We start from the raw sequence: 14847 nt of genomic DNA, 5'->3' as shown, positions 1-14847 counted from the left end.
GGAGCGTATGGAGGAGGCGTACGAGGTCTTCGGCAAGGCCGCCGACACCGGTGCCCTCAAGGTCGTACTCGGCGGGACGCGGCACGAGGAAGTCGTTGTGGTTGGGCCGCCCGACGAGAGGACGTGACAGACCATGAGCCACCGAGCTACGCCGGACACGACCCACCGGCCACCGGTGGGCGACCTGGGGCGTCGCCTCGTCCAGCGACGTACGGAGCGCGGCCTGACCCGGAAGGAGACGGCCGACCGGGCGGGAGTGGCCCCGAGTTATCTGCGATACCTGGAGGAGCATCATGGCGCCGCGCCCAGCACCGGCGTCCTGCTCCGTCTCGCGGGCGTCCTGGGCACCACGCTGGCGCATCTGACGGGCGGTGACGTCGACTTGCCGCCGGGCCCGGAACAGGCCGACCGCCATGCCGGATTCGTCGAACTGAGCACGCAGGAGTGCCGCACCCTGCTCTCCACGCACGGCGTGGGACGGCTGGCGATACCCGTCGAGGACGGGCCTGTGATCGTTCCCGTCAACTACAGCGTCGTCGACGGCCTCATCGTCTTCCGCACCGATCCCGGCAGCGTCACGTCCCGGGCGGTCGGCTGTCGCGTGGCCTTCGAGGTCGACCGTATCGACGACGCGTTCAGCACTGGCTGGAGCGTACTCGTACGAGGGAGGGCGACGGCTGTGACGGAGCCCGACGCCGTCCGCAGGCTGACGGAGCTGGCGTACAGCACACCGTGGGCGGGCGGGCAGCGCGAATTGTGGGTGTCCGTCCGACCGGACGCCACGACCGGGCGGCGGATAGCGGTGGACGCCTGACGTACGTGTTGTACCCGACGTACGCCGACCCCGGAAAACCTGTGCCGTCGGCAGGCCCGCGCGAGCCGGCTGCCGGACTTGACCGAGCACGGGCGTGGCCGGGCGGCCCGTCTTCGTGGCCAGTGCACCGGACGATGTCGGGCAGGCTTCACAAAGGGGCGGGAAGGGTCCATCCGCTTCTCGCGGATCCTGATTGCGCGGTGCACGGCTCGAAGACCGCCTCTCCGCGTCCCTCTGCGGGCCCTTCCCGTCACCTTCAGCACAACACGCGGGCCAGTCCCGCGCCAGGGCCGATCGGCCCCGATTCCGAGGGAGGAACGTCCCGGCCGCGGTGGTCACCACCGCGGAGCGGGCACCTCACATGGGCCGAACGGCCACTTTCGGGGCCGAAGTGCCCCTGCTGCGACAGGACGGGGGAGTGCGACGCTGGGCAACGGAACCGTTCTGCTGTGCGGCTGCGCAGCCCGACGAAAGGCGGCGAGAACGATGGAACTGCCCCTGGTCGTGGGTGTCGACGGATCGGACGGGAGCCTGCTCGCGGTCGACTGGGCGGTGGACGAAGCGGCCCGGCTCGGGCTGTCGTTGCGGCTGGTGTACGCATCCCTGTGGGAGCGATACGAAAGCGTGGTGTCGTCGGGCGGCCTAGAGCGCCCCTCCCGGCAGGTCATGGCGGACAACACCGTCGGATCGGCGGCGGAGCGCGCCCGCCGACGCCGTCCCGAGGTGAAGGTCTCCACGGAGGTTGTCCCCGACGAGGCGGCGAGCACCCTCGTACGCGAAGGCCACAACGCGTCCGCGCTCGTCACCGGAGTGCGCGGACGCGGCGAAGTGGCAGGTCTGCTCCTCGGTTCGGTCAGCCTGGCGGTGGCCGCCCGCGCCCACTGCCCCGTGATCGTCGTCCGCGGGGACAGGGCCGGTCTGGAGAGCACCCACGAACGGATCCTGCTCGGTGCCGGCGAACCCGCCACCGGCGGAGAAGCGGTGCGTTTCGCCTTCCGCGAGGCGGAGGCCCGCAAGTGCACCCTCGACGTCGTACGCGCCTGGCGTTGCCCGGCGCACGAGACCGCCGACGACCCGCGGCTGGCCGAGGACCCGGCGCACCACCACGAGGAGCGGGCGGCCGCCCTGCTCGACGCCCTGCTGCACGACCCCGCGGCGGACCACCCCGGTGTGCGGGTGCGCCGCAGCACGGTGGAGGGCCCGGCCCGCAGGGTGCTGCTGAACCGGACGGCCGCCGCCGACCTCGTGATCGTCGGAGCCAAGCGCCGGACCGGTCACTTCGGCCTCCAACTGGGCCGCGTGGCACACACGTTGCTGCACCACGCGGACTGCCCGGTGGCCGTCGTACCGCAGCCGGTGTGACGATGGACCGTCGACCGACCACCCCCACGCTCCACGACCTGCCGTCCCCAGTACTGAGGGACGTGCGGGCCGTCGTCTTCGATACCGACGGAGTGATCACCGACTCGGCCCGGGTGCACGCCGCGGCCTGGAAGACGGCGTTCGACGCCTTCCTGCGCGAGCACCCGCCCGAGGATCCGGCCCTGCGCGGGCCGTTCGACGTACGCGACGACTACCTCCGCCACGTGGACGGCAAGTCCCGCTCCGACGGCGCCGCCGCCTTCCTCGCCTCGCGCGGCATCGAGCCGTCGCCGCGGACGGTGCGGGAGGTCGCCGACGACAAGGAGCGGCTGTTCACCGAGCACCTGAGCAGGCACGGGGTCGACGCGTATCCCGGAACGGTGCGGCTGGTGCGCGCCCTGCGCCGGGCCGGTGTTCCCCGGGCCGCGGCCTCCGCGTCCCGCCACGCCCGCGAACTGCTCACCCGGGCCGGGGTGCTGGACCTTTTCGACGTGCTGGTGGACGGAGGCGAGGCGGCCCGGCTGGGCCTGCCGGGCAAACCGCGGCCCGATCTCTTCCTGGAGGCGGTCCACCGTCTCGGCGTCCCCGCCTCTCGTGCCGCCGTCGTCGAGGATGCCGTGGCCGGTGTGGAGGCGGGCCGTCTCGGTGGCTTCGCCCTCGTCATCGGTGTGGACCGCGCGGCCGACCGCGGCACGGGCGAGAGATTGCTGAGGCACGGCGCCGACATCGTCGTACGGGATCTCGGAGAGCTCTGCACGGAGGAATCGCCGAAGTGACGGACTGGACCTGGGAGTACGAGGGCTACGTTCCCGCCGACGAGCGTCTGCGGGAGTCGCTGTGCACGCTGGGCAACGGCTACTTCGCCACCCGCGGCGCCCTTCCGGAGTGCGACGCGGACGAGGTGCACTACCCCGGCACGTATGTCGCCGGCTGTTACAACCGGCTCACCTCGGACGTGGCCGGCCGCCGGGTCGAGAACGAGGACATGGTCAACGTGCCGAACTGGCTGCCCCTGCGGTTCAAGCTGAGCGGCGGGCCATGGCTCACCCCGGACAACACACCGGTGATCGAGCACCGCCAGTGCCTCCACCTGGCCTCCGGGCTGCTGGAACGGCGGACACGCTTCGACCTCGGCGGGGAACGGACGTTGGCCGTACGGCAGCAACGGCTCGTGCACATGGGCGACCCCCATGTGGCCGCGCTGCGCACCGAGTTCACCGCCGAGGGCTTCTCCGGCGAACTCGACGTGGAGGCGGCACTGGACGGCGGTGTCACCAACGCGGGCGTGGCGCGCTACCGGGACCTGGACGGACGTCACCTCACTCACGTCCACACCGGAACCGCCGCGTCGGACACGGTGTGGCTGCGCTGCCGCACCCGCACCTCGGACATCAGGCTCGCCATGGCGGCGCGGCTGAACGCCGACGCGCCCGTGACGGCCACTCACAAGGGGCCGCGCGCCTCGCAGCACGTGCGACTGAGCCTGGCGGACGGCCGCACGGTCACCGTGGACAAGACGATCGTGCTGCACACCTCCCGCGACCCCGCGATCAGCGATCCGCTGCGCGCCGCGGTCGACCGGGTCGGCCGGGCACCCGGCTTCGACGATCTGCTCGACGACCATCTGACGGCCTGGGACCAGCTCTGGCGCCGCTCCGCCCTCGATGTGGACGGCGAGGCCGGCCGCATCCTGCGGCTGCACCTCTTCCACGTGCTGCAGACCCTGTCCCCGCACACCGCCGACCTCGACGTCGGCGTACCGGCCCGGGGACTGCACGGCGAGGCCTACCGCGGGCACGTCTTCTGGGACGAACTGTTCGTCCTGCCCTATCTCAACCTGCACTTCCCCGAGGTTTCCCGCGCCCTGCTCCGCTACCGCCACCGGCGCCTCGAACAGGCCTGCACCGCAGCCCGGGAAGCGGGCCGCAAGGGCGCCATGTACCCCTGGCAGAGCGGCAGCGACGGACGCGAGGAGACCCAGCGGCTCCACCTCAACCCCAACTCCGGCCGCTGGCTGCCCGATTACTCCCACCTCCAGCACCACGTGGGCTCCGCGATCGCGTACAACGTCTGGCAGTACTGCGAGGCCAGCGGCGACACCGAGTTCCTGCACACCAAGGGCGCCGAGATGCTGCTGCAGATCGCGCGCTTCTGGGCCGACGCGGCCGTCTACGACGAGGACATGGGACGCCATCGGATCAAGGGCGTGGTCGGACCCGACGAGTACCACGACGCGTATCCCGGTGCGGCGGCGCCCGGACTCGACGACAACGCGTACACCAACGTCACCGCCGCCTGGGTACTGACCCGCACACTCGAACTGCTCCGCGCCCTCCCCGAGCCACGGCGACGCGAACTCGTAGAGCGCACCGGCCTGGACGGCGGAGAGATGGAGCAGTGGGAGGACGTGTCCCGCACCCTCCACGTCCCCTTCCACGACGGAGTCATCAGCCAGTTCGAGGGCTACGGCGACCTGGAGGAACTCGACTGGGAGGGATACCGGCGGCGGTACGGCGACATCCGGCGCCTCGACCGGATCCTGGAGGCCGAGGGCGACACCGTCAACCGCTACCGGGCCTCCAAACAGGCCGACGTCCTGATGCTGGGCTACCTGTTCTCGCCGGCCGAACTCCGGGGCCTGTTCGGCCGGTTGGGACTCCCGCTGGGCGAGGACACCTGGCGGCGCACGGTCGATCACTACCTGAGCCGCACGAGCCACGGCTCCACCCTCAGCGGACTGGTCCACGGCTGGGTGCTGGCGAGGGCACGGCGGGCCGAGGCGTGGAAGTTCTGCCAGGAGGCACTCCAGGGTGACATCGCCGACGTACAGGGCGGCACGACGGGCGAGGGCATCCACCTGGGCGCCATGGCGGGGACCCTCGACCTGGTGCAGCGGGGACTGACCGGACTGGAGACCCGCAGCGGGGCGCTGTGGCTCGATCCGGTGCCGCTGCCGGAACTGTCGTCGTACGGATTCTCGCTGCGCTATCAGGGCCACTGGGGTGTGCGGCTGAGGCTGGAGCGGGGGCGGCTGGACATCGACGTACCGTCCTCCGAGGCCTCGCCGATCGATGTGCGGCTGCCCGGCCGCGCGGTCTGCCTCCAGCCGGGGGAGACGGGCCGGCTCGTACTCGGCGACTGACCGTCACCTCCGGGACGAGGACCGGAGCGCGGCCGGTGTTGGGTCCGCGCGGGTGGAACACGCCGTGGTACGACTTTGCCTCTACGAGAGGGATTCCGAGGGAGCGGGCGGCCTAGTCTCTGAGACGAATGATCACCCCCCTCACTCTGTAGGAGCGCATGTGACGCACCTTCGACAGCCGTCCACAAGACGCACCGCTGTCCTCCGCCGCAGCGCCGTCGTGGCCACTGTCCCCGTCGCCGTCGCGGCCCTGCTCGCCGCCGCAGCGCCGGCCGGAGCCACGACGATCGGATCGTCCGGCGTGGGCGACCCGTACTTCCCGCTCTCCGGCAACGGCGGCTACCACGTCGCCCACTACGGCCTGACGCTCCGTTACGACACGTCCGGTCGCCGCCTCGACGGCAAGGCGGTCCTCACCGCCCGCGCCACCGAGAAGCTCACCCGCTTCGACCTCGACTTCAAGGGCCTGACGATCACCGGCCTGACGGTCGACCACGTCAAGGCCGGCTTCCGCCGCGACGGTCAGGAACTCGTCGTCACCCCGCGCAGGGCCCTGCGCAAGGGGCAGGAGTTCCAGATCGCCGTCACCTACAACGGCATCCCCAAGCAGGTCACCGACCCGGACGGCTCGGCGGACGGCTGGATCGCCACTGACGACGGCGCCTTCGTGGCGGGCGAGCCGCAGGGCGCGATGACGTGGTTCCCGGCGAACAGCCACCCCAAGGACAAGTCGTCGTACGACTTCACGATCACCGTCCCGCAGGGGCGCACCGCGGTCGCCAACGGCGTTCTGCTGGGCCAGAAGACCGTGCACGGGAAGACCACGTTCCGCTGGCACGCGCCCGAGCCGATGGCCGCCTACCTCGCCACCGCGACGGTCGGGAAGTTCAAGGTCGAGCAGTACACCACCCGGGACGGGGTCAAGGTGTACAACGCCGTCGACCCCCGCGAGGCCACCGCCGCCGAGCCCGTGCTGAAGAAGCTGCCCTCCGTCCTGGAGTGGGAGAGCAAGCTGTTCGGCCCCTACCCGTTCCGCTCGGCCGGGTCGATCGTCGACCACGCCCCGGACGTCGGCTACGCCCTGGAGACGCAGGGGCGGCCGATCTACGACTCGGCGCCGGACCTCAGCACCCTCGTGCACGAGAACGCCCACCAGTGGTTCGGCGACTCGGTCTCCCTCACCAGCTGGAAGGACATCTGGCTCAACGAGGGCTTCGCCACCTACGCGGAGTGGCTCTACAGCGAGCAGCACGGCGGCAAGACCGCCCAGCAGACCTTCGACGCGCTGTACGCCCGCGCGGCGACCGACGGCCTGTGGGCCTTCCCGCCCGGCGACCCGGGCAGCGGCGCCAACATCTTCGGCACGCCCGTGTACGCCCGCGGCGCCATGGCACTGCACGAACTGCGCCTGGCCGTCGGCGACAAGACCTTCTTCGCGATCCTGCGCGCCTGGGCGGGCGGACACCGCTACGGGCACGGCACCACCGCACAGTTCATCAGCCTGGCAGAGCAGAAATCGGGCAGACGACTCGATGCCCTCTTCCACACCTGGCTCTACACGAAAGGCAAGCCGGCCCAGCCGTAGGAGCTGACGAGTTCCTCACATGTGTCGGTCATCGTCGACTCATGATCACTCGTAGGTCCCCGGTCGCGCTGCTCGCCGTGTCCCTGCTTCTGACGGGATGCGGCGGCGGTGCGGTGGCGGCCACGGACCACTCGTCCGACCCCGCCCCCGCCGCCCCCTCGGCCTCGCCGTCGGCCTCGTCGGAGATATCCGCCGAGGCCGCGCCCCGCCAACTCCCGGGCGTGGGGCCCAAGACGCTGGCCCGCATACCGGCCGACACCGAACAGGTCGTCCTGGTGACCGGCCGGGGCGCGAACTCCTCCGTCGCCTCCCTCGCCCTTTACGAGCGCACCGACGACGGCTGGCAGCAGACCGTGAGCTGGGCCGCGCACAACGCGCTCAGGGGCTGGTCGAACCACCACATGGCCGGTGACCTGCGCTCACCGATCGGTGTCTACACGCTCACGGACGCGGGCGGACTGCTCAAGGACCCCGGCACCAAGCTGGCGTACGACCAGGGGTCGGGCTTCGTCTCGCCCGGCACCGGCTTCGAGGGCGAACCGCTGGCCGGGTCCTTCGACTACGTGATCGCCATCAACTACAACCGGCAGCCAGGCACTTCACCCCTCGACTGGACCCGCCCCCTCGGCTCCTCGCGCGGCGGCGGAATCTGGATCCACGTCGACCACGGCGGCCCCACCCACGGCTGCGTCAGCATCGCCGAGGACCACATGAAGGAACTGCTGCGCACCCTGGACCCCGCCCGTCGTCCCGTCGTCGTCATGGGCGACGCCGCGTCCCTCTCGCACTGACCGCCTAGGATCCGCCCAATGTGCGCACATGTGCTGGTCGCCGAGGACGACGAGATGCAGGCCGAGCTGATACGACGCTCCCTGCTGACCGAGGGCCACACCGCGACCGTGGTCCACGACGGGGCCGCCGCCATCACCGCGGCCCGGCAACTCCGGCCCGACCTCGTGGTGCTCGACCTCATGCTGCCCGTGATCGACGGCTTCGGGGTGTGCCGGGTGTTGCGCGGCGAGGACGACATCCCCGTCCTGATGCTGACCGCCCGCTCCACCGAGGACGACGTCCTGCTCGGCCTGGAACTCGGCGCCGACGACTACATGACCAAGCCCTACAGTCCGCGCGAACTGATGGCCCGCATCCGCACGGTCCTGCGGCGCAGCGGCCGCAACTCCGAGAGCAGACAGGAGGACACCGCCGTACGGGCGGCGGGTCTCTCCGTCGATCCCGCGCGGCACGAGGTGCGCTGCGACGGGACTCCGGTGGACTGCACACCGGCCGAGTTCGAGATCCTGCTCGCGATGACCACCGAGCCCGAACGGGTCTTCTCCCGGCGGCAGTTGCTTCAGTACACCCGGGGCCTGGACCGGGCGTCCACGGAACGGGCCGTCGACGTCCACATCATGAACCTCCGCCGGAAGATAGAGGCCGACCCGCGCAAACCGGTCCGACTGCTGACCGTGTTCGGCGTCGGCTACAAACTGCGCGGCGGTCGCGCGTGAGGCCCCGGATACCGCTGCGCAAGCGGCTGTTGGTCCGGCTGCTCGTCGCCACCGTGCTGATCGCGCTCTGCTCGGTCGGGGCGACGGCCTGGCTGGCGGTGCAGACCACCACCCGGGCCATCCGGGAGGAACAGGGCCAGGACCTCGCGGACGACATGCGCATCCTCGCGCAGCTCAGCGGATACGCCGCGACCCACCCCGACTGGAAGGGCGTCGCACCCGCCGTCCGCGCACTGTCGAAGAAGATGGGCCGCCGCATCGCCCTCACCACCTCCGACCGCGCCCTCATCGCCGACTCCGCACCGCACGGCACCTCACTGCCGCCCCGCGCCGCCGCGAGCGTCGACCCGCTGCACACGGACACGTACACGGAACAGGGCGCACAGCTCAGCGGCCTCGATCCCCGGGTCGTGGGGCCGTACCGGCTGACCACCGAAGAGCGCACGCTGCTGAGGAAACTGGCCGAGATACGGGTGAAGTGCTTCGCCCGCTACGGTCTCGAATCGAATCTCGTGACGACACCGAGCGGCCGTCCCGTCATCGTCGAGCCGGACGGGACCCGCTCCGCCGACTACGTTCCGGAGCACTGCACCGACGGGAAGCTGGAGAACCCGACCACCACCGAGACCCGGGCCCTGAAGGACCTGACCGTGCGCGCCCGCCCCTGCATGGCGCGGGAAGGCATCGTCGACAGGGACCCGATGTTCTTCTCCGTCGACATCACGGCCAAGAGCCTCGGCTCCCGTTACCTTCCGGGCGCCTACGCCAAGCTGGGCGACACGGCCGCCATGCAGAAGTTGCAGACCTGCACCGACAACGCCCGCCGCGCCCAACTCGCCCCCTACGTCGCGCCGGTGGCCGAACTGTTCCTGGGCGGCGGCGACACCACCGCCCCCCGCTTCGACGTCTCCCCGGCGAACAAGGCCAAGGTCGTCGGCGCGGCAGCGGCAGTGCTGGCACTCACCGTCCTGGTGACGGCCGTGGTCGCCACCCGGCTGGTACGGCCCCTGCGCGTGCTGACCGAGGCGGCCCAGCAGCCGCCCGAGCTGCACGTCCGGGTGCCGGTGCGGACCCGGGACGAGACCGGCATCCTGGCCGAGGCCTTCAACGACCTCGCCGATCGCCGCGAACGCATGGAGGCCCAGCGCAAGGCCATGGTCAGCGACATCGCCCATGAACTGCGCAGCCCGCTCACCAACATCCGCGGCTGGCTGGAGGTCACCCGGGACGGCTTCGTCGAACCCGACCCGGCACTCCTCGGCTCCCTGCACGAGGAGGCGATGGTCCTCCAGCGCGTCATCGACGACCTCCAGGACCTCGCGGCCGCCGACGCCGGGACCCTGCGCCTGCACCGCGAACCCGTGCGCGTCGAGGACCTCTTCGACCAGGTCGCCGCCGCGTACCGGGTCACCGCCGACACGGCCGGGGTGGTCATGCTCACCAAGGCGGACCGCACGCTCTGGCTGGACGCGGACCCGGTGCGCATGCGCCAGGTGCTCGGCAACCTCGTGTCCAACGCGCTGCGCCACACGCCGGTCGACGGCACGGTGACCCTCACCGCGTGGCGCGAGGGCGACCGGGCGGTCCTGACCGTCACCGACACCGGTACCGGCATCGCGACCGAGGACCTCCCGCACGTCTTCGAGCGGTTCTGGCGCGCCGATCAGTCCCGCAGCCGCCGCACCGGAGGCAGCGGTCTGGGCCTGTCCATCGTCCGCGACCTGGCCGCCGCCCACGACGGCACGGTCGAGGCGGCGAGCGAACCCGGAACGGGTTCAGTGTTCACGCTGCTTCTGCCCAACTCGCGCCCACCGGAAGGAGGTTGACGCCCGTCACTGCTCCCGCAGACCCCAGGGCGAGCCGTACGCCGTCAACAGGTCCAGGAACGGGCCGGCCGGGAACGCCTCCGGGCCCAGCACGCCCGAGCCGGTCCACACGCCCGTGGCCAGCAACTCCAGGGCGATCACCGGGTTGATCGCGGTCTGCCACACCACGGCCTGGGAGCCGTACTCCGCCATCGACCACTGGTTGTCGACCACGTGGTAGAGGTACACCTCGCGCGGCGCCCCGTCCTTCGTACCGCGCACCCAGGTGCCCGCGCAGGTCTTGCCGTGCATACGGTCGCCCAGCGTCGCGGGGTCGGGCAGACAGGCGGCGACGACGTCACGCGGCGACACCGCGACGGGGCCCGCGGCGCTCGGCACGGTGACCGGCTCGGTGCGGTCCAGGCCCAGCAGGTGCAGGGTCTTCAGGGTTTCGATGAAGTCGCCGCCCAGGCCGTACTTGAAGGTGACCCGCTTCGCGTCGACCCGGCGCGGGACCAGCAGCACCTCCTCGTGCTCCACGTTGACGCACTCCACCGGGCCGATGCCCTCGGGAAAGTCGAACACCTCGGGCTCGCTGAACGGTTCCGTGGTGAACCAGCCGCGGTCGGCCTCGTAGACGACCGGCGGGTTCAGGCACTCCTCGATCGTGGTCCAGATGGAGAAGGAGGGCGCGAAGTCGTAGCCGTCCACGGTGAGGTTGGCGCCGTCGCGGATGCCGATCTCCTCGATCTCGTCGAAGAGTTCGTCGGCGGCGTACCGCGCGAACACGTCCGAGAGACCCGGCTCCACCCCCATCCCGACGAGCGCCAGCGCGCCCGCCTTCTCCCACTCGGCCGCGTCCTCGAACTGCGCGTCCCCGAGCTTGACCCCGCACTCCTCGTACGGCCTGTCCGGGTGCGGCCGGGACAACGACATCGCCATGTCGAGGTAGTCGGCCCCCGCGGCCCGTGCCGCGCGGAAGAGGGGGAGGACGAAGCGCGGGTCGGTCGCGTTGAGCAGCACGTCGCACTCGTGCGCGCGCAGCGCCGCCACGACGGCCTCCTCGTCGTTCGCGTCCAGCCGCTCGGCACGGAACCGGGCGCCCTCGTCCCCGAGCGCGGCGACTGCCGCCTCCGCCCGGGACAGGTCGTAGTCGGCGACCACCATCGCGTCGAAGAACGGACGCCGGGCCGCGATCCGGGTGACAGCGCCACCCACGCCACCGGCTCCCACGAGCAGTACACGCATGGCAAGAACTCCTTCGGTGCCGATGTCTCACCGGTGATACAACGCCGGTCCTCCGGATAAGGTCAATGGCGTTGGCATAAGGGTGTGAGGGGGCCGCGATGCCGAAACCGGTGGTGTCCGAGGAGAAACGGCGGCGGCGCCGTCCCACCAAGAACGGCACCGTCCTGTCCGAGCAACTGATCGTCGACACGGCCCTGCGGATGCTGCGCGAACACGGCAGCGCAGGTCTGACCGCCCGCCGCCTCGGCCTTGCCCTGGACGCCGACCCCAGCACGCTCTACCGCTACTTCCGGGGCATGGACGACCTGACCCTGGCCATCGGCGACGCCCTCGTCGGGCAGGCGCTGCGGGGCTGGCAGCCGACGGGGGAGTGGCGGGCCGACCTGCGCGCGATCGGCCTGCGCATCCACGCCGCGTACGTCGCCCACCCGCAGGCCGCCCAGCTCACGGCGAGCCGCGTCACCGGCCGGGCCAACGAACTCGCCGCCGACGAGGCCGTACTCGACGTCCTGCGCACGGCCGGCCTCCCGCTGCCGGACACCGTCCGGATCTACCACGCCTTCATCGACCAGACCCTGGCCTTCGCCGCCCTCGACGCCGCGTCCCTGGCCCTGCCGAGCGCGGCCCTCCACGCCGACGAGGCGATGTGGCACTCGACCTACGCCCGCCTGCCCCGCACCACCCACCCGCGCATCGCCGAGGCGGCCCCGCTCCTGGCCACCCGCATGGTCGACAGCGCGTATCCGACGGCACTGGAGATGCTGCTGGACAGCGTCGCCTTCCAGCTCGCTAGCCTCGCAGCGCCGCCGTCGCCGTCTCCATGACCGCCGAGGCCATCGCGGCCAGTGCCGGGGAGTCCAGTTTCCACTGCTGCCAGTACAGCGGTACGTCGACCGGACGCTCCGGCGCGAAGTTCACCAGCCGCCCGGCGTCGAGCAGCGGCGCGGCCTGCAGCTCCGGGACCATGCCCCACCCCAGCCCGGCGGCGACGGACTGGACGAAGCCCTCCGAGGTCGGCACGAGATGCCGTACCGCACTCGCCGCGCCCTGCCCGTGCCGCAGCCGTCGTACGAAGGTGTCCTGGAAGTCGTCCAGCCGGTCGAAGGTCACCACCGGTGCCTCGGACAGCGCGTCCGGCAGGGGGCCCGCGAGCCAGGTCTCCCTGAACTCCGGGTTCGCCACCGGGAGATAGCGCATCCGCCCCAGTACACGCACCGAGCAACCCGGCACGGCGTCCGGCGACGAGGTCACCGCCGCCATGACCAGCCCCTCGCGCAGCAGGGCCGCCGTGTGGTCCTCGTCCTCGCGGCGGAGTTCGAAGCAGACCCGCAGATCGCGCGGGACACGGGTGAGCGCGCCCAGGAACCAGGTGGCGAGCGAGTCCGCGTTCACCGCGACCGTCACCCGGGTCGGCTCGCCGGCCCCGCTCATGCCCAGCTCGGCGCGCGCGTCCCGTTCCAGACGGGCCAGTTGTCGGGCGAACCGTACGACCACCTCGCCGGACTCGGTGGTTCGCACCGGCTTGGTGCGCAGCAGCAGGACCCGGCCCGTGCGCTGCTCCAGGGCCTTCACCCGCTGACTTACCGCTGAGGGCGTCACATGCAGGGCGCCGGCCGCCGCGTCGAACGTGCCCTCGTCGACCACCGCGAGCAGCGTCCGCACCTGGTCGAGGGGCAGCTCCGAAATCATCACGAGCGCTAATGTTACGTAAGAATCTTTAGCTGTACTCCTGATGTCGGCCTCTCTAGCGTCGAGGACGCGACTTCCCTGATGATTGGGCGTGTTCAAGCGTCAGGGGAGGCGTCAGTTGCACGAGTGGTATGTGGTGCGAGTGCCGGATCCGGGGCAGTGGGGGAAGCTGCCGGCTGAGGGCGTTCTGGGGGTACAGGACCTGCCGACTGCGGTCGCCCGGATCGGTCTGGGTCCGGGCGATCCGGTGTTCGTGGCGCCGGACGGGACGGTGGACCGGGATCTGCTGGATTTCGTCCGGTCCATCGAATTCAGGAATCTGGAGCGGGAGACCAAGCGGAATTACGCGATGGATATCCGGCCGTTGTTGACTTTTCTGTCCTCGCGCGGAGTTTGGTGGAGGCGGGCGACGCGGCAGGATTTGGCGGATTACCGGCACTGGAGATGCCGGGCTCCGCAGAATCCGCGCCGGGTTGGTGGGACGAAGTGGAACCGGGAGGCGGCCGCGTTCACCAAGCTGTTTCGGTGGGCGAAGGTTTCCCCGATGCCTGTGGACGTCTCGCGGCGTGCGGACCGGGCCGCGGACTCGGTGAGTTCGCGGGTGTTGTGGCTGACGCCGCGGACGTGGGGCCTGTGGTCGGACCTTGGGCTGCGTGGCCTCACCCGAACCGGGGCGTCGACGCCGGGGTGGGAGTCGCGGACGGAGTTGCGCAACACCAGCTTCGTGCAGCTGCTGCTCAGTTCCGGCCTGCGCCGACAGGAGGGTGGTTCGCTGCTCACGTTCGAACTGCCCAGTCAGCGTCTGCGTCTTGGCCGCTACTGCCATGGCCATGTCGCCGCGGCGGTCACCCGGTCGAAGGCGAGCCGGGTCTTCTACGCGTCGGTGGACGCGGTCGGTCAGGTCGAGGCATACGCCGAGTCGGAGCGCGCGTGGGCCGTGCAGCGCGCCCAGGCGGAAGGCCGCTACGAGCGGCTGCCCATGATGCGGCTGGTCACGAAGGTGACGCGCGGCTTGAAGCCGAGGATCGAGTGGGTGGACTCGGACGGCGTCGTCGGTGAGCAGGAACTCAGCCGTCTGGGGTGGCGTGAGCGGCAGTGGCTGTTCGTGGAGGGCCCGGACGGACCGGAGCCGGCGTGGTTGTGGCTGTCGGAGCAGGGCCTGCCGATGGCTCCGGACCGGTGGAACGGCGTCTTCAGGGCGGCGAACCTGCGCTGCGAAGAAGTCCTTCTCACGGCCAAGGAGCGGGCGGTCGAGCGGGAGTTCCGGCTGGCGGAGGTACGCGGGAAGAGTCCGTACGCGACACCGCACGCCGCGCGTCATTCGATGGCTCTCTACATGCTGGTCCTGCTGAATCAGCTGGTGGAGACCCGCTACGGGCTCTCGGCTGCGGACCGGCGGGACTTTGCGTTGCTGTTCGGCGATCCGTGGTGGCTGGTGAAGACCCTCCTCGGACACGCCGACGTGGAGGTGACGAAACGGCACTACCTCGCGCCGGTCGCGCACCTGCAACTGGAGTCGATCCTGGCTGCGGCCGAGCCCGTCGACGACGAGAAACAGCAGGCCGAGAACCTGGACAGCGTCTTCACCCGGCTCGCCCGGGAGTCGGAGGGCATCCAGGACATCGACGCGATCCTTGAGGCGGCCCGGTGACCGGGCGGGGACGGCGGGCCGTCCTGCCGCCGGCCGACCACAG

At 71.0% G+C, this 14847-nt stretch carries 12 protein-coding genes and 1 pseudogene; 11 read left to right on the top strand and 2 right to left on the bottom strand.

All coding sequences use genetic code 11. From position 1 onward, the window contains the following. From AB0I51_RS45315 to AB0I51_RS45275, 9 genes and pseudogenes are all read left to right on the top strand, one after another. Nucleotides 1-127, top strand: a pseudogene (locus AB0I51_RS45315) (alcohol dehydrogenase); the annotation flags it as partial. 6 nt (nucleotides 128-133) lie between these two features. Continuing rightward, a complete protein-coding gene (locus AB0I51_RS45310) occupies nucleotides 134-814 on the top strand; it encodes a pyridoxamine 5'-phosphate oxidase family protein (RefSeq protein ID WP_362984858.1) in 681 nt (226 codons plus the stop codon). Between the two features lie 486 nt (nucleotides 815-1300). Beyond that, the gene (locus AB0I51_RS45305; protein WP_362984856.1) at nucleotides 1301-2176 is read left to right on the top strand and encodes a universal stress protein; all 876 of its coding nucleotides are present in this window, start codon (nucleotides 1301-1303) and stop codon (nucleotides 2174-2176) included. Nucleotides 2177-2178: 2 nt separating this feature from the next. Then, entirely contained in the window at nucleotides 2179-2952 is a 774-nt protein-coding gene (locus AB0I51_RS45300) for an HAD-IA family hydrolase (RefSeq protein WP_362984854.1), read from the top strand. Beyond that, nucleotides 2949-5318 carry a glycosyl hydrolase family 65 protein gene (locus AB0I51_RS45295; protein WP_362984852.1) on the top strand — a complete coding sequence of 790 codons (2370 nt, stop codon included), beginning with the start codon at nucleotides 2949-2951 and terminating at the stop codon, nucleotides 5316-5318. Before AB0I51_RS45300 ends, AB0I51_RS45295 begins: the two co-directional genes overlap by 4 nt. A gap of 160 nt (nucleotides 5319-5478) precedes the next feature. Further along, entirely contained in the window at nucleotides 5479-6903 is a 1425-nt protein-coding gene (locus AB0I51_RS45290) for a M1 family metallopeptidase (protein WP_362984850.1), read from the top strand. A gap of 41 nt (nucleotides 6904-6944) precedes the next feature. Next, the gene (locus tag AB0I51_RS45285; RefSeq protein WP_362984848.1) at nucleotides 6945-7694 is read left to right on the top strand and encodes a L,D-transpeptidase family protein; all 750 of its coding nucleotides are present in this window, start codon (nucleotides 6945-6947) and stop codon (nucleotides 7692-7694) included. Between the two features lie 18 nt (nucleotides 7695-7712). Next, nucleotides 7713-8411, top strand: coding sequence for a response regulator transcription factor (locus tag AB0I51_RS45280; protein ID WP_362984846.1), 699 nt, complete (start codon nucleotides 7713-7715; stop codon nucleotides 8409-8411). After that, a complete protein-coding gene (locus AB0I51_RS45275; protein WP_362984844.1) occupies nucleotides 8408-10237 on the top strand; it encodes a HAMP domain-containing sensor histidine kinase in 1830 nt (609 codons plus the stop codon). Before AB0I51_RS45280 ends, AB0I51_RS45275 begins: the two co-directional genes overlap by 4 nt. A 6-nt stretch (nucleotides 10238-10243) precedes the next feature. On the opposite strand, the gene AB0I51_RS45270 is transcribed toward AB0I51_RS45275, so the two are convergent. Further along, nucleotides 10244-11464, bottom strand: a complete 1221-nt coding sequence (locus tag AB0I51_RS45270; RefSeq protein WP_362984843.1) for a saccharopine dehydrogenase C-terminal domain-containing protein — start codon at nucleotides 11462-11464, stop codon at nucleotides 10244-10246. Between the two features lie 98 nt (nucleotides 11465-11562). Here AB0I51_RS45270 and AB0I51_RS45265 point away from each other — a divergent pair, with 98 nt between their 5' ends. After that, nucleotides 11563-12288, top strand: coding sequence for a TetR/AcrR family transcriptional regulator (locus AB0I51_RS45265; protein WP_362984841.1), 726 nt, complete (start codon nucleotides 11563-11565; stop codon nucleotides 12286-12288). On the opposite strand, the gene AB0I51_RS45260 is transcribed toward AB0I51_RS45265, so the two are convergent. Continuing rightward, nucleotides 12254-13153, bottom strand: a complete 900-nt coding sequence (locus AB0I51_RS45260; protein ID WP_362984863.1) for a LysR family transcriptional regulator ArgP — start codon at nucleotides 13151-13153, stop codon at nucleotides 12254-12256. The genes AB0I51_RS45265 and AB0I51_RS45260 overlap by 35 nt on opposite strands. Nucleotides 13154-13244: 91 nt before the next feature. Here AB0I51_RS45260 and AB0I51_RS45255 point away from each other — a divergent pair, with 91 nt between their 5' ends. Beyond that, nucleotides 13245-14804 (top strand): site-specific integrase, encoded by a 1560-nt coding sequence (locus AB0I51_RS45255; RefSeq protein ID WP_362984861.1) that lies wholly within the window; start codon nucleotides 13245-13247, stop codon nucleotides 14802-14804. Nucleotides 14805-14847: the final 43 nt, after the last annotated feature.

Source organism: Streptomyces sp. NPDC050549, from assembly GCF_040655035.1.
In the GTDB taxonomy this organism is placed as follows: domain Bacteria; phylum Actinomycetota; class Actinomycetes; order Streptomycetales; family Streptomycetaceae; genus Streptomyces.
Note: the sequence above shows the minus strand (reverse complement) of the source record. Positions and strands in the feature narration are given on the sequence as shown.

Bases quoted from the DNA above. Each gene is read 5' to 3' on its own strand.
- AB0I51_RS45260 (WP_362984863.1), bottom strand. From the start codon at position 13,153: ATGATTTCGGAGCTGCCCCTCGACCAGGTGCGGACGCTGCTCGCGGTG.
- AB0I51_RS45270 (WP_362984843.1), bottom strand. From the start codon at position 11,464: ATGCGTGTACTGCTCGTGGGAGCCGGTGGCGTGGGTGGCGCTGTCACC.
- AB0I51_RS45305 (WP_362984856.1), top strand. From the start codon at position 1,301: ATGGAACTGCCCCTGGTCGTGGGTGTCGACGGATCGGACGGGAGCCTG.
- AB0I51_RS45280 (WP_362984846.1), top strand. From the start codon at position 7,713: ATGTGCGCACATGTGCTGGTCGCCGAGGACGACGAGATGCAGGCCGAG.
- AB0I51_RS45265 (WP_362984841.1), top strand. From the start codon at position 11,563: ATGCCGAAACCGGTGGTGTCCGAGGAGAAACGGCGGCGGCGCCGTCCC.
- AB0I51_RS45285 (WP_362984848.1), top strand. From the start codon at position 6,945: ATGATCACTCGTAGGTCCCCGGTCGCGCTGCTCGCCGTGTCCCTGCTT.
- AB0I51_RS45310 (WP_362984858.1), top strand. From the start codon at position 134: ATGAGCCACCGAGCTACGCCGGACACGACCCACCGGCCACCGGTGGGC.
- AB0I51_RS45300 (WP_362984854.1), top strand. From the start codon at position 2,179: ATGGACCGTCGACCGACCACCCCCACGCTCCACGACCTGCCGTCCCCA.